Genomic DNA, 24,853 nt, shown 5'->3' with positions numbered 1-24,853 from the left:
TCAGCGCGGTCCGCGCGGACCCGCACCGGGGCCGCCACGACCACCGCGATCACCGCCGGGACCTGCGCCGAACACCGGCTTCGGCTTCATCGGCAGCAGGCCTTCGCGCTGCAGCTTCTTGCGGGCCAGCTTGCGCGCGCGGCGCACGGCTTCGGCCTTTTCGCGGGCCTTCTTCTCTGAGGGCTTCTCGTAATGGCCGCGGAGCTTCATCTCGCGGAAAATTCCCTCGCGCTGCATCTTCTTCTTCAGCGCCTTGAGGGCTTGATCGACATTGTTATCGCGAACGAGAACCTGCACGCGGCATCCTCTTCAGGTGGATCGGATTTGAATTCTGATAAGTCAAAGGGGATGGCGAAACGCGCAAGCCCTTAACCTTGAGCGCGCGGATGTATCAGACAAAACTGCAGATGTCCACCGGCCAAGGGGGATTTTGGGCCAAGTTCGGCCATTAAATGCGGCGAAAATACCTCTGTGCGGCCCCGATTTGGCGATTCGGTGCCAATGATGGGGCCGTTTCCGGAGCTTTGCTCCGGAAACTTGAAATCAGGGGACTGACACATGGATATGAAAAAATACGCCGCGGAAGCCATCGGCACCTTCTGGCTCACATTCGCAGGCTGCGGCAGCGCGGTCATTGCCGCCGGCTTTCCCCAGGTCGGCATCGGTCTCGTCGGTGTGTCCCTGGCGTTCGGGCTCAGCGTCGTCACCATGGCCTATGCGATCGGCCACATCTCGGGTTGCCATCTCAATCCGGCCGTCACGATCGGCCTTGCCGCCGGCGGGCGCTTTCCGGCCGGCCAGATCCTGCCTTATGTGATCGCCCAAGTGGCGGGCGCGATCGTTGCCGCGTGGCTGCTCTATGTCATCGCGAGCGGGGCGCCCGGATTCGACGTCACCAAGGGCTTCGCGTCCAACGGCTATGACGCGCATTCGCCCGGCCAGTACAGCATGATCGTGTGCTTCCTCACCGAGGTGGTGATGACCATGATGTTCCTGTTCATCATCATGGGCGCCACCCATGGCCGTGCGCCCGCGGGCTTCGCGCCGCTCGCGATCGGGCTCTCGCTGGTGATGATCCATCTCGTCAGCATCCCCGTCACCAACACCTCGGTGAACCCGGCGCGCAGCACGGGTCCCGCGCTGTTCGTCGGCGGCTGGGCGCTGTCGCAGCTCTGGCTGTTCTGGGTCGCGCCATTGATCGGCGGCGCGCTGGGCGGGGTGATCTACCGCTGGCTCAGCGAGGAGCCCACAGGCATCGTCGCAGGCGTGAAGACCGCGTAATCGCTAGAGCATGATCCGGAAAAGTGTGCAGCGGTTTTCCGGAAAGATCATTAGGGGGATCGCAGCGATTGCTGCGGTCCCTTCACGTGCCTTTCATCGGCCTGACTTCGGTGATGTGTCCCATCTTGCGGCCGGGGCGCGGCGTGCCCTTGCCGTAGATGTGCACCGTGGCGCCGGGAACGGTCAGCCACTTGTCGTAGTCCTTGATCTCGTCGCCGATCAGATTGGTCATGGTGACGACTTCGCCGTGGCGCACGGGCTTGCCGAGCGGCCAGCCGGCGATGGCGCGGATGTGCTGCTCGAACTGCGAAATGGATGCGCCGTCCAGCGTCCAGTGTCCGGAATTGTGCACGCGCGGAGCGATCTCGTTGACCAGCACCTTCGGTCCGGTGCCATTGGCGAGCACGAACATCTCGACGGCGAGCACGCCGACATAGTCGAGCGCGGTCGCGATCTTGCCGGCGACGCTGCGCGCTTCCTCGGCGAGAAATCCGGGATCGGCGCGGGCGCGCGCGATATCTTCAGAATGTGGTCGCGGTGCTCGTTCTCGGTGACGTCGAAACACTCGACCTGACCCGCGGCCGAGCGCGCGGCGATCACGGAGATCTCGCGCTCGAACGGCACGAAGGCCTCCAGGATCGCCGATTTGGTGGCGAGACTGGTCCACACCTTGGCGATGTCGTCGCCCTCGCGGATGATGGCCTGGCCCTTGCCGTCATAACCGAAGCGGCGGGTCTTCAGTACGGCCGGAAGACCGATTCGCGCGATCGCCTCGCGCAGCGACGAGACGGAGGTGACGTCGGCATAGGCGGCCGTGCCGATGCTGAGCCGCGTCACGAAATCCTTCTCGGCCAGCCGGTCCTGGGTGGTCTCGAGGATCTTCCGGTTGGGCAGCACCGGGCGGCGCGCATCCAGCACCATCGCGGCGGCCGCCGGCACGTTCTCGAATTCGTAGGTGATGACGTCGACGTCGTTGGCGAACAGCTCGAGCGCCTCGACATCGGCATATTCGGCGCAGGTCGCATTCAGGACCACGTCGAAGGCCGGCGAATCCGGATCGGGCGAGAACATCTGGCAGCGCAGCCCGAGCCGCGCCGCAGCCATGGCCAGCATCCGGCCCAGTTGTCCGCCGCCGAGAATTCCGATGGTGTCACCGGGCTTCAGCTTCACCTGCCTGGCGTCGGTCACGCCTTGTCCTCCGGACGCTCGGCAACCGCCTCGGTCTGCGCCTTGCGCCAGGCGGCCAGGCGACCGGACAGGGCGGGGTCGGACAGCGCCAGCACGGAAGCCGCCAGCAGCGCCGCATTGATCGCGCCGGCCTTGCCGATCGCGAGGGTGCCGACCGGGATGCCGGCGGGCATCTGAACGATCGAATACAGCGAATCGAGGCCCTTGAGCGTCTTCGATTCGATGGGCACACCGAACACCGGCAGTTCCGTCAGCGACGCCGCCATGCCCGGCAGGTGCGCGGCGCCGCCGGCGCCGGCGATGATGACCTTGTAACCCGCCGCCTTGGCGCCCTTGGCGAAAGCGAACAGCCGATCGGGGGTGCGGTGCGCCGAAACGATGCGGGTGTCGGCGGCGACACCGAGCGCGGCAAGCGTATCGGCGGCATGCCGCATCGTGTCCCAGTCCGACTGGCTTCCCATGATGATGGCGATCGGCGCGGTCATGACGTCAAATGTGCCCGGAAAACAGAAAGATAGGCCAGATTAAAGGTTCCGGCCGGCGGCTCGCAAGGCGGTGGCAAGGAGAAGGGAATGCACTATCCTGTCTTGGTGAATCCCCGCAAGCCTTCATTGAGCAGGATGCCCATGAAGAAACCAAAAAGGGCGAGTGCTGCGAAGGCCAAAACGGGCCGAAAGACCAGCGCCAGCCGCTCCAAAGCCGCTGCCAAGCGTCCGGCCAGGCCGGCGCGGCGCCGGACGCCGGCCGATGGCGCCACGGAAACCATCAAGGCGACCATCCGCGGCTTGCGGAGCAAGCTCAAGGCGGCGGAGCGGCGGGTCGCGGAGCTCGAGGCGGCCGCTGACACCGATTTCCTGCTCGAGATTCCGAACCGGCGCGGTTTCGAGCGCGAGCTCGACCGTGCCATTGCCTACATGAAGCGCTACCGCGCCAGCGGCGCGCTGATCGTGCTCGACGTCGATCGGCTGAAGCCGATCAACGATTCCTTCGGACACGCCGCCGGCGACGAGGTGCTGAAGGCGATTGCCGCGACGCTGACGCGGCGGGTCCGCGCCTCGGATGTGGTCGGTCGTCTTGGCGGCGACGAGTTCGCGCTGTTGCTGTGGAATCTCAGCGAGACCGACGCCAAGGCGAAGGCCGCCATCCTCGAGCAGGCGATCGACGAATTGTCTTTCACGTTTCAGGGCCGGCACGTGGTTGCGGGCGCTTCGGCTGGCGTGGCGCTGCTGGGGCCGCAGTCCGACGCGGGCCGCGCCCTCGAGGAAGCCGATGCCGCCATGTATGTGCGCAAGGCGCACCGGCGCCACGAGCGGCAGATCAGGCCCGTCAGCAGCTGATCCTACAGCGTGGTGAGATCTTGCGGCACATTGCCGAACTTGCGCAGCAGTGTGGCGTCGCCGAATTCGCCGGTCATGGGATCGCCGCTGCGGCTGAACGCGATCGCGCCGATGTGACCGGCACCGCGCGACAAGATTTCGGCCCGCCGCAACGCGGCCGCCGAACTCTGGCACTCCTCTGCGGCGCCCGCGACGGGCGATCCGTCAGCATCGATCAGGAAGGGCATTGCAACGTAGTAGGTCACATCCGACATGGCGTTGCTCCGATGTTGAACTCAGGCGGCGCTGCTCTTGCTCCGCATCTTGCTGAGCGAGGTCTCCGGAATGCAGCCGGCGGAAATCGCCGCCTGCAATTCCGCCAGCTCGGCTTCCAGATATTCATTGGCCATGATCAGCGCCTTGATGGTGCTGCGCAGATTGCCGTCGCACATCGCGATCGCCTGATCGCAAGCTTGTTCATAATGGCTGTTGTCGAGAAGGGCGGTTGCCGACATCTGCGTTGTCCTTCTGCCTTTCCTTGGCGTTTTCCCTTGGCGTTTTCCCTGGCCTGTCTGGAGCCGGGTCGTCCTGAATGTTCCTATTTTGTTCTTTTTGAGTCAAGCGGATTCGGATACGGCGAGCCGCCGCGAACGACCGGCTCAGGGCTCAGGCGATGATGTCGGGCGTGATCTGGTCTTCGATGAACGCGATGCGATCGCGCAACAAGAGCTTACGCTTCTTCAACCGCTGTAACCGCAACAGGTCGGGGGCGGGCGATTGATGCAGTGCATCGATCGCCGCATCGAGATCTCGGTGTTCCTGCTGCAACCGGGTGAGCTCGACTTCGAGCTCACGCTCGTTTTCATTGGTCATGTCTGCGGTGGCCGAAAACCGATAGGCGTGAGATCTGGGCTGTGGATGCCCTGTGGAAATTATCGTCCTTGCGCGGCGTGACCGCAAGCGATCTGCGGTCATTGCCCGCCGATCTCCCGCAACATATTCTGCGAGTCGCTGCGCCGCCGCGCAGACGCATTGATATCATGGATTTTTCTCGCGTGGTTCCTTACTCACGCTTCGTTACATATGAATTTTCAAAAATGACGCCGCGACGACGGATACCCATCGACAGAACGAATCGGTGATGTACAGTCTCTCGTCCGGATCGAATCCTGAGGTTCAACCCTACCGAGGAGGTTTCGAATGACAATTCAGGCACATCTTGTTGAATTGGAACGGAAGCACAAACTTCTCGAAAACGAATTGCACGAAGCTCTCGTGCACCTTTCAACAGACGACCTGCAAATTGTTGAGTTGAAGCGCCGGAAGTTGATGGTCAAGGACCAGATCGAGCGTCTGAAGCAAGGCGACACGCTCCACTAGTGACCCCCGTAACAGCGTAGAGTTGATCATACCCTTTCAAGCGGGGATGAGTGCGTTTGCGCTCACCCTGCTGCAATGTGCGTCGTGCAAAATTTGCGCGGCGCCTAGATGTCTGCGAGTTCGGAGACGTGATCGGCGATCGCAAGCGACGACGTCAGTCCCGGCGATTCGATGCCGAACAGGTTGATCAAGCCTGCGACGCCGTGATCGCGCGGGCCCTGCATCAGAAAATCCTGCGTGGCCACCGCCGGCGGCACGATCTTCGGGCGAATGCCTGAATAGCTCGGCATCAACGCCCCGTCGGGCAGCGTCGGCCAGTATTTGCGGATCGCGGGATAGAAGCGCTCCGCGCGTGACGGATCGACCTCGTAATTGATCGTCTCGATCCACTCGACGTCAGGGCCGAAGCGGGCCTGCCCTGCCATGTCCAGCGTCAGGTGCACCCCTAACCCGCCGGGCTCGGGCACCGGGTAGATCAGGTGCGAGAACGGCGCCCTTGCATTGCAGCTGAAGTAATTTCCCTTGGCAAGATAGGCCGGCGGAATCCGGTCCAGCGGCATGCCGTCGATGTTGCGCGCCACCGTCGTTGCCGAGAGCCCCGCAGCATTGATGAGCAGGTCGCATTGCAGCGTCATCGGCGCCTCGCCGCCAGCCTCGATCTCGATACCGCCGGCGGCTGCCTTGGCACGGACCAGTGGCGTGTGGAACGCGAAGGCCGCGCCGGCCTCCTCGGCGTCGCCGCGCAGCGAGAGCATGTAGGCGTGGCTGTCGATGATGCCGGTCGACGGCGACAGCAGCGCGGCGTCACAGGCGAGCGCCGGCTCCAGCGCGCGTGCGGCCTCGCCCGAAAGCAGCTGCATGTCGAGCACGCCGTTGGCCTCGGCATGTGCCTTGATCGATTGCAGCTTCTCCGTCTCTTTCGCGCTGGTCGCGACGATCAGCTTGCCGCAATTTTTGTGCGGGATGCCGCGCTCGGCGCAGTAGCGGTAGAGCGCGTGCTTGCCGCCGACGCACATGCGCGCCATCCAGCTGCCGGCGCGGTAGTAGATGCCGGCATGGATCACCTCGCTGTTGCGTGAGGAGGTGATGGTGCCGATGGCCTCGGCTTCCTCGAGCACGATGACCTCGCGTCCGGCCTGCGCGAGCCGTCGAGCCACCGCGAGCCCGACCACGCCGGCTCCGATGACGACGCAATCGACTTTATCCATGGTCGTGCAGGACGTCCGCTGGAAGCGCCGGTGGCAGCGGCTCTGGAATCGAGGGCGCGCGGCCGTTTTCCGTTAAGGAAGCATTTATCATGTCAGGGCAATTGCCGTATTTCGCGTCAAATTTTTCCGTTGCACATACAGGCGTTTACCCGATCCAAACCCGTGAAGCCAGACAATCCGACGTTGAAATAGCGGGTGGCTGATGTCTGAGAAGAACTGGCACGTGGGCAGCACGCTTCCGATCGCTGTGCAGGCCGTCCTGTGCCTGGCCGGCGCGGTCGCGCCCGCACGCGCCGTTGCGCTGTCGGACAGCTTCACCGCTCCAGGTGATCTCGCCAAGCTCGATGCCAGCGTGATCTGGGAAGTCCTGATCGCGGGCCTCGTCGTCTGCTCGTTTCTCGCCGCGATCGCGCTGTGGATCCATTCCTCGCTGCGCCGGACCAGGCGTTTGCAGCTGCGGCGCAATGCCTTCGTCTCCTCCGCCATGAACAATCTCAACCAGGGCGTGGTGATGACGGATGCGCAGCGGCGCGTCATCTTCTGCAACGACCGCTATCTCGATATCTATGGCCTGACGCGGTCGGATGTCCGGGCCAACATGAACGGCTACGAACTCCTCGCGCTGCGACGCAAGCGCGGGGTGCTCGGCGGCGCCTCCGACGACGAGTTCTACGAGAAGGCGACAAGCAGCAACGGATTGATCACCGAATTGCCGGATGGACGGGCCATCCTGGTGAAATTTCACGTGCTGCCGAACGGCGGCTCGGTGGCGACGCATCTCGACGTCAGCGAACAGCGCAGGCTGTCGCAACAGCTCGCCGCCACCAAGCAGTTCCTGGAAACGGTGCTGGACAACGTGCCGGCCTGTGTTGCCGCGAAGAACATCGAGGACGGCTGCTACATCTTTGCGAACACCGCCTATGAGCGCTTCTGGGGCTTCTCGCGGGATCACGTCGTCGGCAAGAATGCGCGCGAGCTGTTTGCGCCCGCCTCGGCGGCCAGCATCGAGGCGGCCGACCAGGCCGCGCTCAATTCGCCGGACGGCCAATTCCGCAACGAATTCGAGGTCGAGCGTGGCGGGGAGCGGCGCATGGTCGCCTCGATCCGGATCGCGGTCCGCAATGAAAGCAATCGGCCCGGATTCTTGCTGCTGGTCTTCGAGGACATCACCGACCGCCGCTCACTGTCGCAGGAGCTGGAGAGCGCCAAGAAGTTCCTCGAGCTCGTGGTCGACAACATCCCGGTGGCGCTGATCGTCGAGCAGGTCAAGGATGGCCGCTATCTGCTCGCCAACCGCAGCGCCGAGACGATTCTCAACCGCAGGCGCGAGGAGGCCACGGGCCTGACCGCCGCCGATATCTTCAATCCCAAGGAAGCCAAGCTGATCATCGCGCGCGACGAGGCCGCGATCAAGAAGCGCGGGATGATCACCGAGGAGCATCCGATTTCCACCAAGGACGGCCTGCGGCTGTTCCTGACCCGCCGCGCCACCGTGCTGAGCGATGCCGGCGACCCGCAATATCTGATCAAGACCCACGAGGACGTCACCGATCGCCGGCAGACCGAGTCGCGCATGGCGCATATGGCCTATCACGACGGCCTCACCGACCTGCCGAACCGCGCCGCCTTCCTCCAGGCGCTGACCCAGATGATCGAGGCCTGCGAAGGCACCGGCGAGGAGTTCGCCGTCCTCTGCGTCGACCTCGACGGCCTCAAGGAGGTCAACGATGTCTTCGGCCATGCGCTCGGTGACAAGCTCCTGATCGAGGTGGCCCAGCGGCTCCAGGATTCGGCGCGCGGCGGCGTGGTGGCGCGCCTGTCCGGCGACGAGTTCGGCCTCATCATCGATGGCAAGCAGCCGGAGGCGGGTCTGGCGCTGGCGCAGCAGCTCGGTGAGGCCGTCGCCCGGGAATTCCAGATCGACGGCCGACCGGTCCGTGCTGGCGCCACCACCGGCATGTCGATCTTCCCCCACAATGGCGCCGATGGCGCCTCGCTGCTTGCCAATGCCGGCGCGGCGCTGTTCCGCGCCAAGCAGAAGTCGCGCGGCACGATCAGCCTCTACCAGCCGGAGATGGACCAGCAGATCCGCGACCGCCGCGTGCTGCACCAGGACCTCTCGATGGCGATCAAGAATGGCGAGCTCTCGCTCGCCTTCCAGCCGCAGGGCGCCGCCGGCCACAGCGTCGCCGAGAGCGAGATCATCGGCTTCGAAGCATTGGCGCGCTGGCAGCATCCGGTGCGTGGCCAGGTTTCGCCGGCCGAATTCATCCCGATCGCGGAAGAGAGTGGCCTGATCGTCGAGATGGGCGAGTGGATTCTGCGCGAGGCCTGCCGCGAGGCCGCGTCCTGGCCAAAACCGCTCCAGGTCGCGGTCAATCTGTCGCCGGCGCAGTTCATGCACGGTGACGTGGTTGGCCTCGTCCATTCGATCCTGATCGAGACCGGCCTTGCACCAGGTCGGCTCGAGCTCGAGATCACCGAGGGCGTGCTGATCGAGGACTTCGACCGCGGCCTTGCGCTGCTGCGCCGGCTGAAGGCGCTCGGCGTGCGGATCTCCATGGACGATTTCGGCAGCGGCTATTCCTCGCTGAGCTATCTCCAGGCGTTCCCGTTCGACAAGATCAAGATCGACCGCGCCTTCATCATCAATCTCGGCCGCAACCCGCAATCGGCGGCGATCGTGCGCGCTGTGATCGATCTCGGTCACGGCCTCGAAATGTCGATCATCGCCGAGGGCGTCGAGACCCTCGATCAGCTCGCCTTCCTTGCCAAGGAGGGCTGCGATGGCGTGCAGGGCTATCTGCTCGGCAAGCCTCTGCCGATCGGGAAATATGCAGGCCTCGTCGGCCGCGCTGAGGTCATGGAGCTTGCGCTCAAGACCGGCTAATGATGATGGGGCGCTTCGCTCCTTCTCAACGGCCTCATGGCGGATTACGACCTTGCGATCATCGGCGGCGGCTTGAACGGTGTCAGCCTCGCGCGCGATGCGGCTGGCCGTGGCCTGCGGGTCATTCTGTTCGAGCAGGGCGATCTCGGCGCCGGCGCGTCGTCGGCGACGCCGCGGCTCGTTCATGGCGATCTGTCGGTTCTGGAACGGCGCGGCTTCTGGCGGGTGCGGCGGGCGCTGGCGGAGCGCCGGACCTGGCTCAGGATCGCGCCGCATCTGGTCCGGCCGATGCACTTCGTCATCCCCGCCCATTCCGAGGAACGCCCGCCATGGCTGCTGCGTGCCGGCCTGTTGCTTTATGACAGCCTCTCCAGCCGGAATGGGCTGCCTGTCGCGACGACCCTCGACATCACGCATCATCCGGTCGGCAACGCGCTGAAGCGTCCGTTCGGCACGGCGTTCGAATATTCGGACTGCGTCGTCGATGATTCCCGCCTGGTGGTGCTCACGGCGCTCGATGCCGCCGAACGTGGCGCGGCGATCCGGACCGGGGCGCGCTGTGTCCGCGCCGATCGAACCGACACCTGGCGGCTTGCGGTGGTCGATCGTGGCCACCGCCGTACGATCACGGCACGGGCTCTGGCCAACGCCACCGGCGCCTGGACGCCGATGGTCGCGGAGACGGTGCTGCGGCAGCCGCAGCCCGCCATGGCCGCCACGCAGATGAGCCAGATCATCGTGCCGCGGCTGTTCTATTCCGATAACGTCTACGTTTTCCAGAACAACGATGGACGACTGATCTTTGCCCAGCCCTTCGAGCGCGACTTCACCCTGATCGGCACGGTGACGCACGACTTCACCGGCGATCCCGCGATCGTGGCGATGCCGGGAGCCGACATCAGCTATCTCTGCGAGGCGGCCAGCCGCTATTTCCGCGAGCGCGTGACCCCGAGCGACGTGGTCCGGACGGTCTCCGGTGTCGATCTGACGCTGGCGTCCGTGCGGCAACGCGATGGCACGACCCTGTTCCACGCGCGCCGGCGCAAGGCGCCGCTGATCACCATGTTCGGCGGCGATGTCACGACGTCGCGCCTGCGCGCGGAGCGAGCGATAACGAAGCTGACGCCGTTCTATCCGATGTCGCCGCGCTGGACCGCCGGCGCGGCGCTACCGGGCGGGGACTTTGCCTGGGATCGTTTCGACACCGAGGTCGACCTCGCGCGAGACCGCTGGCGCTTTCTTTCGGAGCCGCAGGCCCAGCGCCTGGTCGCGGCCTATGGCTCGCGCCTGCCGGCGGTGCTCGGCGAGGCGAAGACCCGTGAAGAGCTCGGCCCCGCCTTCGGTCCCGAACTGACCGGCGCCGAAGTGCGCTATCTGATGGCCTGCGAATGGGCTCGCTTTCACGACGACGTCCTGTGGCGCCGCTCCAAGCTCGGCCTGACCATGCCCGCGGCTGATCGCGACGCGCTGGCCGCGTTCATGTCGGATGTGAACGATTCATCCCGAACCGGTTGAGCTAGGGACGATCGGCCGCTAGCGTGCGGCGGAATCGGGGCTGGCAGGGAACATGACGGACGAGTTGCCCAGAACAGACGCGGCCAATGCGGCCAGCGGAGATCAACATCCGGCGGCCGGGCAGCCGTTGCTGCGCATCGAGGGCGTCGCCAAGACGTTCGGGACGTTCCGTGCCGTGGACGGCGTGTCGCTCGACATCAAGGCCGGCGAGTTTTTCGCGCTGCTTGGTCCGAGCGGCTGCGGCAAGACCACGCTTTTGCGCATGCTCGCCGGTTTCGAGGCGCCGGACGAGGGGCGCATCCTGCTCGGGGGTAAGGATATCGCGCAGGCCTTGCCGCACGAGCGTCCGATCAACATGATGTTCCAGAGCTACGCGCTGTTTCCGCACCTGTCGGTGCGCGACAACATCGCCTTCGGCCTGAAGCGTGCCGGCATGGCGCGCGCCGACGTCGCCTCGCGTGTGGCGGAGATGGTCGCACTGGTGAAGCTCGAGGGACTTGAGAAGCGCAAGCCCGACCAGCTCTCCGGCGGCCAGCGCCAGCGCGTGGCGCTGGCCCGCGCGCTGGCCCGCCGACCGCAGCTCCTGCTGCTCGATGAGCCGCTCGCAGCTCTCGACAAGAAGCTGCGCGAGAGCACGCAAGCCGAACTGATGGAGCTGCAGCGCCGGCTCGGCATGACCTTCATCATCGTCACCCACGACCAGGAGGAGGCGATGACGATGGCGAGCCGGATCGGCGTGATGAATGCCGGCAAGCTGGCGCAGGTCGCGAGCCCGCGCGAACTTTACGAGGCGCCGCGCTCGCGCTGGATCGCGGAATTCGTCGGCGACGTCAATTTGTTCGAGGGCGAGTTCAAATTGCGCGACGGTCATCGCCTGGTCATCGCCACGCGCGAGGCCGGGACTTCGGTTGCGGCCGAGCCGCGCGAGCGGGTGAGCGAGGCGAAATTGTCGGTCGCGATCCGACCCGAGAAGGTCAAGCTCTCGCGCCGCGGCCCGGTGTTTGAGGCCGGTCGTGAAACGGCGATCAACAGTCTGGACGGTGTGATCGCCGACATCTGCTATCTCGGCGGCATCACCACCTATAAGGTGAAGCTCGACGACGGCGGAATGGTGCAAGCTTCAGTCGTCAACAGCGCGCGTCTCGACGTCGACGCCTACAGCGTGAACCAGAACGTTGTCGCCTGGTTCACGCCCGACGACTGCGTGGTGTTGCCGTCATGAGCGGACGCCGCATCTTCGCGCGGCCGGCGCGTTTTGCTGCCATCGCGCCTTACGTCTGGATGGTGCTGTTCTTCCTGGTGCCGTTCGCCTTCGTGCTGAAGATCAGCCTGTCGCAGACGGCGATTGCGCAGCCACCCTACGAGCCCGTGTTCGACCTGGCGGCGGGATGGGAAGCGCTGAAGACGGCGCTTGCTGCGTTGTCGATCGATAATTTCAGGCTGCTGATCTCCGACGACATCTATGTATTCGCTTATGTGCGCAGTCTCACCGTCGCCGTCACGGCGACCGTGCTCCTGCTCCTGATCGGCTATCCCATCGCCTATGGCATGGCGCGGCTGCCGAAGCGCTGGCAGGCGGTGGCGATGGTGCTGGTGATCGTGCCGTTCTGGACCTCGTTCCTGATCCGCATCTATGCCTGGATCAACATCCTCCAGCACGACGGCTTGCTCAACCAGATCCTGCTGGCACTGCATCTGGTCAGCCAGCCCGTCGTGTGGCTCTCCACCGACAGCGCAATGTATATCGGCATCGTCTATTCCTATCTGCCGTTCATGATCCTGCCGCTCTACGCCACGCTCGCCAAGATGGAGCCGGCGCTGGAGGAGGCGGCCGGCGATCTCGGCGCGCCGCCCTGGCAGGTGTTCTGGCTCGTCACCTTCCCGCTGTCGCTGCCCGGCGTCGGCGCCGGCGTGCTCTTGTGCTTCATTCCCATCGTCGGCGAGTTCGTCATTCCGGACCTTCTCGCGGGCTCCAACGCGCTGATGATCGGCCAGACCCTCTGGCTCGAATTCTTCACCAACAAGGACTGGCCGGTCGCGTCCGCGGCGGCCATCGTGCTGCTGGTGGTGCTGCTGGTGCCGCTGCTGCTGTACGAGCGGCTTCAGAAGCGGCAGCTGGAACAGGGGCGCTGAGACGATGCGCAAGCTCTCCCGTCTCTCCCGCTTCAACATCGCCTCGCTCGCGCTGGGGCTGGCGTTCCTTTACCTGCCGATCCTCATCCTCGTCATCTATTCCTTCAATGCCTCGCGCCTGGTGACGGTATGGGGCGGCTGGTCGCTGCGCTGGTATCACGAGTTCTTCAACGACCGCGCCATGATCGAGGCTGCCTGGATGAGTTTGCGGGTTGCGGTCTCGTCCGCGACCATTGCCACGCTGCTCGGCACGCTCGCAGCGGTCGCGCTGTCGCGCGGCGAGCGGTTTCGCGGCCGGACGCTGTTCTCCGGCATGCTCGATGCGCCGCTGGTGATGCCGGAGGTGATCACCGGATTGTCGTGGCTGCTGCTGTTCGTCGCGCTCAATGCCGAGCGCGGCTTCTGGACGGTGACGATCGCCCACACAACGCTGACGATGTGCTTCGTCGCCGTGGTCGTGCAGTCCCGTCTCGGCTCGCTCGATCGTTCGCTGGAGGAGGCGGCGATGGACCTCGGCTGCGATCCTGTCCGCGCCTTCGTGGCCGTCACGCTGCCGCTGATTGCGCCGGCAATCGTCGCCGGCTGGATGCTGGCATTCACGCTGTCGCTGGACGATCTCGTGATCGCGAGCTTCACCACCGGCCCCGGCTCCGCGACCTTGCCGATCCGGATCTACTCGGAGGTGCGGTTGGGGGTGAAGCCGGAGATCAACGCGATCTGCACGCTGGTGATCGCCCTGATCGCGGTGGTGATCGTCATCGCCTCGCTCGCCTCGAAGCTGTCGAGTTCGCAGGGCGAGAGCGCGGCGCCGCTGTGAGCCGATCGTCATTGCGAGCAAAGCGAAGCAATCCAGAAATGCCCCCCGCGGAAACACTCTGGATTGCTTCGTCGCTACGCTCCTCGCAATGACACGAAGGGCTGTTACGACTTCACCGCACCTGCCGTGAGCCCGCCTACCATGTAGCGGCGGAAGGCGTAGTAGACCGCGGCCGGCGGCAGCGCGTAGATGAAGCCGGTCGTCATCAACAGCTCCCACGGCGAGTTGTCGGCGGCGAGGAAGTTGCCGAGCGCGACGGGGAGGGTGATCTCGCGGTCGTTCGAGAGCAGCAGGAACGCGTAGAGATATTCGTTCCAGGCCAGCAGCACCGCATAGGTACCGATCGCGACCAGCGACGGCATCATCAACGGCAGATAGACCAGGCGGAAGATCTGGAGCGTCGTCGCGCCGTCCATGACGGCGGCCTCGTCCAGCTCGACCGGCAGTTTGTCGGAGGCCTGCTTGAGCACCCAGATCGCGTAGGGGCTCGCGATCGTCACCATGGCCAGGATCAGTGACCAGTGATTGTTGAGCAGGCCGTAATTGCCCATGGTGCGATACATCGGCACGGCGAGGAACGCCGCGGGGATGAAATAGGTGAAGAGCGCGAGGTTCAACACCATGCGTCCGCCCGGCACCTTCAGCCGCGAGATCGAGAACGCCGCCGCGGTCGCAATGAACAGGGTCAGCACGCCGACGGACGCCGCGATCAGCGTCGAATTCCAGAACTGAACGTAGAAGTCGCGCAGGAAATAATGCTGCTGCTTGAACACGATCTCGAAGTTATGCAGCGTTGGATGATCCGGCCACAGCTTGCCCGAGAACGCGTCCTCCTTGGGGGAGATCGCGAACAGGAACATGTGATAGATCGGGATCATCGTCCAAAGGAAGACGGGGATACCGATCAGCAGCAGCCGCGCTTCGATCGCGACTTCGCGCAAGGAGGGGAGCTTCATCGCGACAACCGTTTCATCATGAAGTACACGAGCGGCAGGACGAACGGCATCGCGCAGACGATGGACGCCATGGCCAGCGAGAGCTGGTCGAGCCGGAGATAGCGGATGCCGAGCGTCGACAGCACGTGCGTTAGGTCGGCCGGGCCACCGCCGGTGAGCAGATAGACGCTGTTGAAGTCGCCGAGCGTCCAGATCATCGAGAGCAGCGTGCAGGTGACGTAGAGCGTCTGCATCGACGGCCAGGTGATGTAGCGGAATTTCTGCCACCAGCTCGCGCCGTCGACCTCGGCGGCCTCGAACAGATCGTGGGAGATCGCGAGGCGGCCGGTGATCAGGATCAGCGTCCAGAACGGTAGCGACTTCCAGATGTGCACGGCGATCGCCATGGTCAGCGCCACGGTGGGATCGTTCAGCCAGTTCGGGCCGTCGTCGCCGGTGAGGGTGAAGATGAAGTGGTTGATCATGCCCCATTCGGGATTGAGCATGAAGCGTACCGACAGGATGGTCGGGATCGACGGCACGGCCCAGGGCAGGATGAAGATCACCGAGAGCCATTTGATCCAGGTGCGCTGCTGGGCGAAGAAGCCGGACAGGAACAGCGCGATCAGCATCTTGATGTTGATGCCGATGACCAGGAAGATCAGCGTGTTGACGGCGGCGCGCGCGAAGATCGGGTCGTTGTAGAGCGCGACATAGTTCGCCGGGGCGCGCGCCAGCCACAGCCCGTAGCCGACGGGATAGACGACGAAGGCGAGGAAAACGAGCAGATAGGGCGCGAGCAGTACGATGCCCCAGACCTGCGCCGGGGTCAGCCGCGACGACAGGGGCGGGCCGGGGATTGCCTGATCGCCAGAGAGCGTGATCGCCATTCTTTTCGGTCTCTTCAAAGAGAAGCCGGCCGCGAAACGCGGCCGGTGTTGTTCTTATACCTTTCCCCGCAACGCGGGGAGAGGGGCGGATGACTTAACCCGCGACCTGCTTGATGCGGGCGATCAGTTCGTTGACGGCCTTGTCGACCGGAACCTTCTCGCTCACCACCCGGTTCATCGCCTTCGCCCACACGTTCTCGTTGTTGAGGATCGTGAACTTCCAGTTCTTGGTGAAGTCGAACGCGGCGGTGCCGCCCTTGAACTGCGTGTAGACCGCCTTGCGGTGCTTGTCAGCCTGCCAGAACGGGCTTTCCTGGCTTTCCTTCGTCACCGGGAACCAGCGGCCGAGTGCGCCCTCGATATAGGGACGGACGTTCTCTTCCTGGAGCAGGAAGCTGATGAACTGCTTCGCCTCGGCCTTGTTCTTGGCCGCGGTGAAGACCAGCCCGGTCTTGACGTCGGAGCGGTAGCGGATGGTCGAACCATCGGGCGCCTTGGGGAAGGACGCCGTGATGATGTCCTGTTCATAGGCCTTCTTGCCGGCGTCGCGCTGCTCCTGGGTAAGGGCCTGGTTCTGCGAGTCCTCGAACCATTTCGCCGCGATCGAGATCGTGAAATTGTGAGTCATCACGATGGTCTTGTTGTGGAAGGCGACGTTGTTGTCAGGATCCTTCCAGGTCGTCGAGGAGGGCGGCGTGCAACCCTTGATGTAGGTGTCGGTGTAGTCCTTCATCGCCTTGATCAGGTTCTCGCGGACCTTGGGATCATCGACCAGCAGCTTGCCGTCGTCGTCAACCAGCTTGACGTGGTAGGCGTCCATGAAGGTGTAGAACGACTGGAAGGCGTCGGTGGATTCCACGCCCATCGGCTGGCCGACGGCATAGATGCGCTGGCCGGTCGCCTTGCGGATCGCCGGCTGCACCTTGTCGCACCAGAACGTCCAGTAGCCCGTCCAATCGGTCGGAATGTCGCTCTGCTTGAAGCCGGCCTTCTCCAGCATGTCGTTCCAGATCTGGACGTGCATGCTCTGCTGCTTCAGCGGGAAGCCGTAATAAGCCTTCTTCTTGGTCACGTCGTTGTAGAGGATCGACGCGTCCAGCGTGTTCTGCACGAACCGGCCCTTGATCGGCTCCATGACATCCGTGAGGTCCTCGAGCTTGCCCTCGTAAGCCCACTTGCCCTGCGCTTGCACGTCATAAGAGTCGGAGTAGGCGACATCGGGCACCGTGCCGGCATCGAGTGCGGCGACCGTCTTCGGAATCATGTCCTGGATCGCGTACTGCGACAATTCGACCTTGATGCCGGTCTTGGCTTCGAACTTCTTGATCGTGTCGATCAACGCATCGTCTTCGGAGCGATAGAAGCCCTTGCCCCACCAGACCGTAATCGTCTTCTGCTGCGCAAAGGCGGGTGCAGTGGCCGCAAACAGCCCAACCGCAGCGACCGCCAATGATACTGCGCCAATAACCTTGGATCTCACGTTTTTCTCCCTCAAACGGCCGGTGTTTTTAACCGGTCGTATAAAACACTAGCGCATGGCGGAAGTCTGATCTAGCGCCATCTTGTCAGACCAATGTCGTGGGGATGGAGCCTCGCGGAGATGCTTAATGCGTGCATCGATCCAATCGCCGCATCAATTCGCGGCAATCAATTCGCCTTGTGCGTTCTGGCTTGGCCTGACAATGCGCGGCTGCTCGCCGCCAGCGAGAGGCATTTTAAGCAGTATGAGGACTGAACGCAACGCAACCCGCTCGCAAGGCAGCGGTGCTCTGGCTGCAGGGCCAAAAATGCCTCTGTGAAACGGGCGGATTGATCCGAGGAACTCCGGTTCGACAGGGAACGGTCTTGCCCCGCTCTGCTGGCGAGCTATCAGCGTTTCCGCTTCAGACCCGTCGAAGCTGTATTTGAACTTGCCTCGGCGGATCGGGACCGCGGCTTGCCTTGCCCGCTTGTCCGGAAAGGAGAGCGCCATGCCTCGAGCAGCATCTTGAGAAATTGGCTGGCATGAGGGGATAGTGTCGCCCCGCGCCTGCGCACGATTCCGATCGTCCGCGACACTTCCGGCTCGATCAACCGAAGGGTGTGAATGATCGGATGGCCGGCGGCTGGCGTCGCGAGCTTCGGTAGCACGGCGATTCCGAGTCCCGCTTCGACGAGGCCAAGCGAACCAGAGAGATGCGCGACTTCATAGGACCAGTTCAGCTGCAGGCCGTGTCGCGCCAGCGCATTGTCGATCAACGCGCGATTGCCGCTGTTGCGACCGACGGTGATGACCCGGTGCGGCACGATCTCCGACCAACTGACCTGTTTGCGCGATGCCAACGGATGGTCATGACGGCAGGCCAGGACGAAAGGATCCTCAACCAGTTTCTCAAATTCAATTTCGGCATGCGAAGCACCAATGAAATTGATGCCGAAGTCGGCTTCGCCGCGCGCGACAGCTTCCAATCCCTCATTGGCACCGATGTCCAGAATCCGGATGCGAATGCGCGGATACGCTTCGGCAAATCGGCCGATCGCTCGCGGCAGGAAATAGAACACCGCTGTCGGCACCGCAGCCACCGAGACCAAGCCTGAACTTCGCGCGCCGATATCCTGGATGGCGAGCACCGAGGTCTCGAACTCGTCGATGAGGCGGCGCACCTTCGGCAGGAAGTCACGGCCGGTCATGGTGAGATTAACGTGGCGCGTCGACCGCTCGAGCAACGGCGCGCCGAGGCTTTCTTCCAGCTTCTGAATACGTCGGCTGAGCGCTGGTTGAGACAGGTTCAGCGCCTTGGCGGTCCGGACAAAGCTTCCCGTCTCCGCGACGGTGATGAACGCCCTGAGGTCGAGCAGTTCTGCGTTCATGGCAGGACTCCATTATTTCTGTAAACGAAATAATACATCAGATATTTGCATTTCACAAAAGAGTTCAGAGGGAGGATGCTTCGGTTCGGGCGAAGATGTCGCCGAACGGAAGAACTCCATGAACGATCAGATTGCCATTCCCTGTGTGGTCATGCGCGGGGGCACCTCGCGCGGACCATTTTTCCTGGCCCGCGATCTTCCCGCCGACCCCAGGTCGCGCGACGCGGTCCTGTTGTCTGTGATGGGAGGTGGGCACGATCTTGGAATCGATGGAATCGGCGGCGGCAATGCCGTTATCAACAAGGTCGCGATCATCGGACCGGCAACGGTGCCCGGCGCCGACGTTGACTACCTGTTTGCCCAGGTACGTGTTCGTGAAGGGATCGTCGATACCTCGCCGAACTGCGGAAACATGCTGGCGGCGGTGGGACCGTTCGCAATCGAGGCCGGCCTGGTCGCCGCGACCGCAGATCGCACCCATGTCCGCATCCACAATGTCAACACCGGCAAGCTGATTGATGCGACCGTTGCCACCCCCGGAGGGCGGGTGACTTACGAGGGCGAGGCGCGGATCGACGGCGTACCGGGAACGGCCGCGCCCATCGAACTGTCTTTCCCCAACGCGGCCGGCGCACGCACCGGTCGCCTGCTGCCGACGGGACGTCCGATCGACCGCATCGAAGGAATCGATTTGACCTGCATCGACGCGGCGATGCCGGTCATGCTGGTCCGCGCGTCGGATCTGGGATGGACCGGCCGTGAGACGCCTTCGGACTTTGCCGACAGCGGCTTCCGCGCGCGTCTCGAGAACTTGCGCATCGAGGCCGGCCGCCTGATGGGTTTTCCAAATTCCGCGACAATGGTGATCCCGAAGCCGGTTCTGATTGCGTCTGCGGGCGAGGCGACGTTGAACACCCGATACTTCATGCCGCATGACTGCCATGGCGCGTTGGCCGTGACCGGTGCTGTCGCGATCGCGACAGCGTGCCTCACGCCCGGAACGATCGCCGCAGACATGGTGGGACCGCTGGCGCTGCCGGTGCCGATCACGCTCGCCCATCCCTCCGGCCAGCTCGTGGTTCGGCTGGAGCCCGGTCCGGTCAGCCCGGGTGCAGCGGACTGCCCGGCGGATCTTCGAGGGCCACGTCTTCGCCCGCCGGTCGCACGTGCCTCATTCGGTCTTGGCGGCCTGAAGCCCGCCGCCTCCGCAGCCATCAAGAAAATCAGAGCCATGGGAGAAACGAGAATGCACAAGCAAGCGCTGGTTGGACAGCCGAACACCGAGGCGCGGAAGCCATTCTACCGGATTCTCTACGTCCAGGTGCTGATCGGTCTCCTGCTGGGCGTCCTCACGGGCCATTTCTGGCCTGAATTTGGTGCGGCGCTGAAGCCCTTCGGAGACGGCTTCGTCAAGCTGGTCAAGATGATGATCGCGCCGATCGTGTTTTGCACCATCGTCAGCGGCATCAACAGCATCAGCGATTCCCGCGAGGTCGGCCGCACGCTGGTGAAATCCATGGCGCTGTTCTACCTGCTGACCGTGCTCGCGCTGCTGGCCGGGCTGATCGCCGTGTCGCTGATCCAGCCGGGCGCGGGCATGCATGTTTCCGTCAATACGCTGGACCCGTCGGTGGCTGCGAAATTCACCAAGCAGGCAGGTGCGACCGGATTTGCGGACTTCATGCTGCACATCATCCCGCATTCGTTCTTTGGAGCGTTTGCCGATGGCGAAGTGCTGCCGGTGCTACTGATCTCCGTCCTGATCGCCTTTGGCTTAAGCCGCGCCGGCGATGGGGGTGTCGTGGTGACAAAGGCAGTCGCCTCGTTCTCACACGTGCTGTTTGTATCCTTCGGCTTCATCATGAAGCTCGCGCCGCTCGGCGCCTTTGGCGCCATGGCGTTCACAGTAGGCCGCTACGGCATCCGCTCGATTGGTTCGCTCGGACTGCTGATCCTGACATTCTATATCGCCTGCTCCGTCTTCGTGGTCGTCGTGCTTGGTACGCTGGCGCGGCTGAACGGCTTCAGCCTATGGAAGACCATCCGCTACTTCAGGGAAGAACTGCTGATCGTGCTCGGCACGTCGTCGTCGGAGCCGGCACTGCCTGGCGCGCTGCGCAAGCTGGAGCAGCTCGGATGCCGGAAAGGCGTGTCAGGGCTCGTGTTGCCGATGGGCTACTCTTTCAATCTGGACGGCAGCGCCATTTATCTCACCTTGGCCTCCATCTTCATTGCGCAGGCCTGTGACATTCACCTGTCATGGGGTCAGATCGCGGCGATGCTCGGACTGATGCTGCTGACGTCCAAGGGGGCGGCCGGCGTCACCGGCAGCGGCTTCGTCGCGCTTGTCGCGACCCTCTCCGTGATGCCGGATTTGCCCGTGACCGGCGTGGCGCTGCTTGTCGGCATCGACCGCTTCATGTCGGAGGCGCGGGCGCTGACCAGCATGATCAGCAACTGTGTCGCGTCCATCACCGTTTCGCTGTGGGAGGACGCCTGTGACCGCGAGGTGCTGGCCCGTGAACTGGGGCAGAGCGGCACTGTCACGGCCGCGGCCGGGACGAAGATCGGGGAGGCAGCGCTGGTGCGGGAGGACAAGAGCTGGATCTCGACGACGCAATCGGCCGCTTGACGCAGCGTTTGCAAATCGGTCGCAGTATTCAGCTTGGCAAATCGAGCCCGTGGCCCGCAGGCTGCCGACCCCTAAGAGAGCGACGTTGATCACTCTAGTTGGATTTGGCGCTGTCCTTCGCATTCTCCGCCGTCGGCGATCCATCCTGCGCGGGGCGCTTCCGCCCCCGGTGATGCGCTGCTTCAGGAGATCGAGGAAGGGCGACGCCGCTGGCGACTGGCGGATCAAGCTTTCGGGGTCGGGGAAAATCAGGGGATCGTCCCAGGGCCCCTGCACCATGAAGGGCAATTGAAAGCCGGACGTCGTGTTGAGGCTCGCCACGCCCTTCATGTCGTATTCGCGCGTCGGCACCGAGGCGGTGCCGGTCATCGTGATCTTCGCCGCGGGCCCTTCGATGCGGATGTCCTCGGCGGTCGCGATCCCGTCGGCGAATTTCACCGCGATGGTGAGATTGTTATAAGGGGTCGAGCCGTTGCGGAAATTGCCGCCGCCGGACAGCGGCCGCCGCTCCAGACGCTTCAGCAGTTGCTCGGCGTTGAAGCCCGCGATCGCGCCGTCATGCCCGGTCACGGTAGCTGTCCCGTCGAGCGACTGCACGAGACCGAACGGACTCGAGCCGGAGGCGAGGAGAGAGACGTTGATGTTGCCGCGCCCCGAGAGCTTGCTGATGCCGAACAGCTCGGTGGCGCAGGCCTGCAGATCGACATCGGTGAACTGGAACTGCGCCTTGATGTCGGCGACGCTGTCGGCGCGCGCGATGCCGAACGAGCCTCTGGCGATGCCGCCAAAGATCTGGGCCTCGCCCACCGAGAGCGCCAGCGTGCCGTTACGCAAATTGGCGCCGATCGCGGTGCGGCCGAGCTTCGACGGGCCGACCGTCAGCTTTGCCGCCGACAGGCGCATGTCGAGGTCGGTGGTCGATAATCCGTTGAGATCGAACAACTGTCTGTTCCAGTCGCGCGCTCCGCTCGCGAGCAGGCGGAAGGTCGAGATATAAGGCGTGAAGTCGAGCGCGTCGGCGGCGAGCGTCGCCTGCAGCGTCTGCCGGCCGTTATTGGCGTAGGTCATGACGCCCTCGGCGGTATTGCCGTCGAGCTCGACATTGACGTTGGTGAGCGCGATCGAGGCACCCACGACGTTGGCGCGCGCCTTCAGCGCGAAACGGCCGAAGCCGCCGCTGCCCGGCTGCGGCTGTCCGGTCCAGCGCAGGGCGTTGCGCAAGGACGGGCTGTCGATGGTGAGGGTGCCTTCCATCATCGGGCTGGTGCGGTTGGCGACGCTGCCGTCGAAGGCGAGCTTGAGCGGCGCGCTCGCGATCCGCGCCTTCAACCCCGACCGCTCGCCGGAGAGGGCGGCGACGAAATCGGAAAAGCTGATCGAGCCGTCGACGCGCTCGCCGCGCCAGTCGAACTGTCCGGTCGCGGCAAAGGAGCGCGAGATCGAGGGCCAGGCCAGCGACAGGTCGATGTCCTCGAGCTTCTCGGTGGCGTGCGTGGCGGCGTCCTCGTAATTGAGTACGCCGTCCTGGATCCTGATCTCGGAGAACGACACCTGGTTGTCGGCGCCGGGCTTCATGGTGCGTGCAATGGTCTGGATGAAGGGTGTCCAGTTGCTCTCGCCGTCCGGCTTCAGGCTGACATGGATGCGCGGCCGCAGCAGCGCCAGGTCGGCGATCTCGAATCGTTGCAGCAGCAGCGGCAGCAGCCGCAAATTGGCGGTGAGCACGTCGACATGGAGCGCGGGATCGTTGGCACCGCCGCCCTTGAGACCGACGTCGCGGAAGGAGATGTAGCTCGCCGGCAGGACCGAAATGTCGATGTTGCCTGCGACACTGAGCTCGAGCCCGGTCACGTCGCGGATCTGCGCTTCCACCGCCTTGCGCAGCGCGTCACGGTTGATGAGCCAGGAGGTCGCGATCAAGGCTATCAGCGCCACGCCGAGCAGCGCCGCGATCGGCGTCCCGAGGCGCTTCATTCCTTGGGCCATGGTCAATGGCATGTCCTGATCGGGTTGGTCGTTGGAGCCAGAAGGGCGGGTCGGGAAACCTGCGTGCCCACGCCCAACCCCCGCAACTTGATGGGTTTTCTTGTCGCTTTCAAGGCCGCGGGCGATTCTGCCCACGGCGTGGGCAGCTTCTACCACCCGGGGGCGGAACGGAGAACCCCGTATCATTGACGGCCTCGGAGAATTTCGCCTAATAATCGCCGCCAATAAGGCGCGACGCCCGCAAGCCGAAGGTTCAGTCGAAGGTCATTTGCATGAACAAGGTCTATCCCGACGCCAAGTCGGCTCTCGACGGCATTCTCAAAGACAACATGATGATCATGTCGGGCGGCTTCGGCCTCTGCGGCATCGCCGAGGAGCTGTCGGACGCGATCCGGAAGTCCGGCGTCAAGGGCCTGACGGTGGTCTCCAACAATGCCGGCGTCGACGGCATCGGGCTCAGCCGCCTGTTGGAAACCCGGCAGATCAAGAAGATGATCTCGTCCTATGTCGGCGAGAACAAGCTGTTCGCCCAGCAATTCCTCGCCGGCGAGCTGGAACTCGAATTCAATCCGCAGGGCACGCTGGCCGAGCGCATTCGCGCCGGCGGCGCAGGCATCCCGGCCTTCTACACCAAGACCGGCGTCGGCACGCTGATCGCCGAAGGCAAGGAAGTGAAGGAGTTCGACGGTGAGAAGTATCTGATGGAGCGCGGCCTGTTCGCCGACCTCGCCATCGTGCATGCCTGGAAGGGCGACACCGCCGGCAACCTCATCTATCGCAAGACCGCGCGCAACTTTAACCCGATGATGGCGACCGCCGCCAAGATCACGGTGGCCGAGGTCGAGCATCTGGTTCCGGCCGGTGAACTCAATCCCGACCACATTCACACGCCCGGCATTTTCGTGAAGCGCATCGTCGAGGTCGGCACGGCCAAGAAGCGCATCGAATTCCGCAACACCCGCCCGCGCACCAGCGCATGATCCGGAAAAGTGGAAGCCGGTTTTCCGATCAGATCATGCGCCACTAAAGAATCGACAGGAGCACAACGATGGCCTGGACCCGTGAACAGATGGCCGCGCGCGCCGCGAAGGAATTGCGCGACGGCTATTACGTCAATCTCGGCATCGGCATCCCGACGCTGGTCTCGAACTACATCCCCCACGGCATGGACGTCAGCCTCCAGAGCGAGAACGGCATGCTCGGCATGGGCCCGTTCCCCTATGAAGACGAGGTGGACGCGGACCTGATCAACGCCGGCAAGCAGACCGTGAGCGAGCTGCCCTCGACGTCCTATTTCTCGAGCGCCAATTCCTTCGGCATGATCCGCGGCGGCCACATGGATCTTTCGATCCTCGGCGCGATGCAGGTGGCCCAGAACGGCGATCTCGCCAACTGGATGATCCCCGGCAAGATGGTCAAGGGCATGGGCGGCGCGATGGACCTCGTCGCCGGCGTCAAGCGCGTCGTCGTGGTGATGGAGCATTCCGCCAAGGACGGTCCGAAGCTCCTGAAGAAGTGCAATCTGCCGCTCACCGGCGAGCGCGTGGTCGACATGGTGGTCACCGATCTTGCCGTCTTCACCATCGACAAGCACGGCGACGGCGGCATGGCCCTGATCGAACTCGCTGACGGCGTCACGCTCGACGAGGTCAAGGCCAAGACCGAAGCCGAATTCCGCGTCGCGCTGAAGAATACGTAACGCAGCTGGAAGTAGTTGCGAATGGCCGGGCTTGCCCGGCCATTTTCGTTTGAACGTGCGGGTCAGGCGGGTGATCGGGCCTGGGAGGTCGCGAGGCGGCAGGTCGCTTCTACATCCCCGGTGTCGTCCTGGC

Annotated in this window: 21 protein-coding genes and 3 pseudogenes; 12 read left to right on the top strand and 12 right to left on the bottom strand. The window is 63.9% G+C overall.

Annotation, left to right across the window (positions count from 1 at the left end):
- Positions 1-297 carry a 30S ribosomal protein S21 gene (rpsU, locus tag ACSKB8_RS19190; RefSeq protein WP_008546194.1) on the bottom strand — a complete coding sequence of 99 codons (297 nt, stop codon included), beginning with the start codon at positions 295-297 and terminating at the stop codon, positions 1-3.
- A gap of 261 nt (positions 298-558) precedes the next feature.
- Between rpsU and aqpZ the strand changes: the two genes are divergently transcribed.
- Complete coding sequence (gene aqpZ / locus ACSKB8_RS19185; protein WP_438105680.1) at positions 559-1,281, top strand: aquaporin Z; 723 nt, start codon at positions 559-561, stop codon at positions 1,279-1,281.
- Positions 1,282-1,363: 82 nt separating this feature from the next.
- On the opposite strand, the pseudogene ACSKB8_RS19180 reads toward aqpZ, so the two are convergent.
- Positions 1,364-2,469 (bottom strand): annotated as a pseudogene (locus ACSKB8_RS19180) (5-(carboxyamino)imidazole ribonucleotide synthase).
- Entirely contained in the window at positions 2,466-2,954 is a 489-nt protein-coding gene (purE, locus tag ACSKB8_RS19175) for a 5-(carboxyamino)imidazole ribonucleotide mutase (RefSeq protein WP_091888231.1), read from the bottom strand. Before purE ends, ACSKB8_RS19180 begins: the two are co-directional and overlap by 4 nt.
- A gap of 141 nt (positions 2,955-3,095) precedes the next feature.
- Between purE and ACSKB8_RS19170 the strand changes: the two genes are divergently transcribed.
- The gene (locus ACSKB8_RS19170) at positions 3,096-3,806 is read left to right on the top strand and encodes a GGDEF domain-containing protein (protein ID WP_438105679.1); all 711 of its coding nucleotides are present in this window, start codon (positions 3,096-3,098) and stop codon (positions 3,804-3,806) included.
- 2 nt (positions 3,807-3,808) lie between these two features.
- Here the strand turns inward: ACSKB8_RS19170 and ACSKB8_RS19165 are convergent, their stop codons facing one another.
- From ACSKB8_RS19165 to ACSKB8_RS19155, 3 genes are all read right to left on the bottom strand, one after another.
- Entirely contained in the window at positions 3,809-4,060 is a 252-nt protein-coding gene (locus ACSKB8_RS19165; RefSeq protein WP_091888235.1) for a hypothetical protein, read from the bottom strand.
- A 21-nt stretch (positions 4,061-4,081) separates the two neighbouring features.
- Positions 4,082-4,300, bottom strand: coding sequence for a hypothetical protein (locus ACSKB8_RS19160; protein WP_370990272.1), 219 nt, complete (start codon positions 4,298-4,300; stop codon positions 4,082-4,084).
- Between the two features lie 151 nt (positions 4,301-4,451).
- On the bottom strand, positions 4,452-4,658 hold the full coding sequence (locus tag ACSKB8_RS19155) for a YdcH family protein (protein ID WP_091888239.1): 207 nt from the start codon (positions 4,656-4,658) through the stop codon (positions 4,452-4,454).
- A gap of 327 nt (positions 4,659-4,985) precedes the next feature.
- On the opposite strand from ACSKB8_RS19155, the gene ACSKB8_RS19150 reads away from it, so the two are divergent.
- Positions 4,986-5,165 (top strand): YdcH family protein, encoded by a 180-nt coding sequence (locus ACSKB8_RS19150; RefSeq protein WP_025034152.1) that lies wholly within the window; start codon positions 4,986-4,988, stop codon positions 5,163-5,165.
- A 104-nt stretch (positions 5,166-5,269) separates the two neighbouring features.
- Here the strand turns inward: ACSKB8_RS19150 and ACSKB8_RS19145 are convergent, their stop codons facing one another.
- On the bottom strand, positions 5,270-6,373 hold the full coding sequence (locus ACSKB8_RS19145) for an NAD(P)/FAD-dependent oxidoreductase (RefSeq protein ID WP_438105678.1): 1,104 nt from the start codon (positions 6,371-6,373) through the stop codon (positions 5,270-5,272).
- A gap of 202 nt (positions 6,374-6,575) precedes the next feature.
- On the opposite strand from ACSKB8_RS19145, the gene ACSKB8_RS19140 reads away from it, so the two are divergent.
- Genes ACSKB8_RS19140 through ACSKB8_RS19120 form a run of 5 tightly spaced genes read left to right on the top strand, consistent with a single transcriptional unit; the run spans position 6,576 to position 13,728 of the window.
- Positions 6,576-9,263 (top strand): sensor domain-containing protein, encoded by a 2,688-nt coding sequence (locus ACSKB8_RS19140; RefSeq protein WP_438105677.1) that lies wholly within the window; start codon positions 6,576-6,578, stop codon positions 9,261-9,263.
- A gap of 36 nt (positions 9,264-9,299) precedes the next feature.
- On the top strand, positions 9,300-10,778 hold the full coding sequence (locus tag ACSKB8_RS19135; protein ID WP_438105676.1) for a glycerol-3-phosphate dehydrogenase: 1,479 nt from the start codon (positions 9,300-9,302) through the stop codon (positions 10,776-10,778).
- A 52-nt stretch (positions 10,779-10,830) separates the two neighbouring features.
- Positions 10,831-12,000, top strand: a complete 1,170-nt coding sequence (locus tag ACSKB8_RS19130; RefSeq protein ID WP_438105675.1) for an ABC transporter ATP-binding protein — start codon at positions 10,831-10,833, stop codon at positions 11,998-12,000.
- A complete protein-coding gene (locus ACSKB8_RS19125) occupies positions 11,997-12,911 on the top strand; it encodes an ABC transporter permease (RefSeq protein ID WP_438105674.1) in 915 nt (304 codons plus the stop codon). Before ACSKB8_RS19130 ends, ACSKB8_RS19125 begins: the two co-directional genes overlap by 4 nt.
- Before the next feature lie 4 nt (positions 12,912-12,915).
- Positions 12,916-13,728: an ABC transporter permease subunit gene (locus ACSKB8_RS19120; protein ID WP_438105673.1), complete on the top strand. Its 813-nt coding sequence runs from the start codon at positions 12,916-12,918 to the stop codon at positions 13,726-13,728.
- A gap of 104 nt (positions 13,729-13,832) precedes the next feature.
- On the opposite strand, the gene ACSKB8_RS19115 is transcribed toward ACSKB8_RS19120, so the two are convergent.
- The 4 genes from ACSKB8_RS19115 to ACSKB8_RS19100 form a co-directional block, all read right to left on the bottom strand.
- Positions 13,833-14,684: a carbohydrate ABC transporter permease gene (locus ACSKB8_RS19115; protein WP_438105672.1), complete on the bottom strand. Its 852-nt coding sequence runs from the start codon at positions 14,682-14,684 to the stop codon at positions 13,833-13,835.
- A complete protein-coding gene (locus ACSKB8_RS19110) occupies positions 14,681-15,553 on the bottom strand; it encodes a carbohydrate ABC transporter permease (protein WP_128946844.1) in 873 nt (290 codons plus the stop codon). The genes ACSKB8_RS19115 and ACSKB8_RS19110 overlap by 4 nt, the downstream gene beginning before the upstream one ends.
- A 94-nt stretch (positions 15,554-15,647) precedes the next feature.
- Positions 15,648-17,033 carry an ABC transporter substrate-binding protein gene (locus ACSKB8_RS19105; protein WP_438105671.1) on the bottom strand — a complete coding sequence of 462 codons (1,386 nt, stop codon included), beginning with the start codon at positions 17,031-17,033 and terminating at the stop codon, positions 15,648-15,650.
- A gap of 389 nt (positions 17,034-17,422) precedes the next feature.
- On the bottom strand, positions 17,423-18,403 hold the full coding sequence (locus ACSKB8_RS19100) for a LysR substrate-binding domain-containing protein (protein WP_438105670.1): 981 nt from the start codon (positions 18,401-18,403) through the stop codon (positions 17,423-17,425).
- Between ACSKB8_RS19100 and ACSKB8_RS19095 the strand changes: the two are divergent.
- Together ACSKB8_RS19095 and dctA are read left to right on the top strand one after the other, a co-directional pair.
- A pseudogene (locus tag ACSKB8_RS19095) lies at positions 18,369-19,436 on the top strand (PrpF domain-containing protein); the annotation flags it as partial. The gene ACSKB8_RS19100 and the pseudogene ACSKB8_RS19095 overlap by 35 nt on opposite strands.
- Positions 19,437-19,649: 213 nt before the next feature.
- A complete protein-coding gene (gene dctA / locus ACSKB8_RS19090) occupies positions 19,650-21,035 on the top strand; it encodes a C4-dicarboxylate transporter DctA (RefSeq protein ID WP_438110584.1) in 1,386 nt (461 codons plus the stop codon).
- Between the two features lie 94 nt (positions 21,036-21,129).
- Here dctA and ACSKB8_RS19085 read toward each other — a convergent pair.
- Positions 21,130-23,021: pseudogene (locus ACSKB8_RS19085) on the bottom strand (AsmA family protein).
- A 272-nt stretch (positions 23,022-23,293) separates the two neighbouring features.
- Between ACSKB8_RS19085 and ACSKB8_RS19080 the strand changes: the two are divergent.
- Positions 23,294-24,001: a CoA transferase subunit A gene (locus ACSKB8_RS19080; protein ID WP_438105669.1), complete on the top strand. Its 708-nt coding sequence runs from the start codon at positions 23,294-23,296 to the stop codon at positions 23,999-24,001.
- Positions 24,002-24,069: 68 nt separating this feature from the next.
- On the top strand, positions 24,070-24,720 hold the full coding sequence (locus ACSKB8_RS19075) for a 3-oxoacid CoA-transferase subunit B (protein ID WP_438105668.1): 651 nt from the start codon (positions 24,070-24,072) through the stop codon (positions 24,718-24,720).
- Positions 24,721-24,853: the final 133 nt, after the last annotated feature.

Origin of the sequence: Bradyrhizobium sp. BR 1432 (assembly GCF_051547705.1) — a bacterium.
GTDB lineage: Bacteria > Pseudomonadota > Alphaproteobacteria > Rhizobiales > Xanthobacteraceae > Bradyrhizobium > Bradyrhizobium zhanjiangense.
Note: the sequence above shows the minus strand (reverse complement) of the source record. Positions and strands in the feature narration are given on the sequence as shown.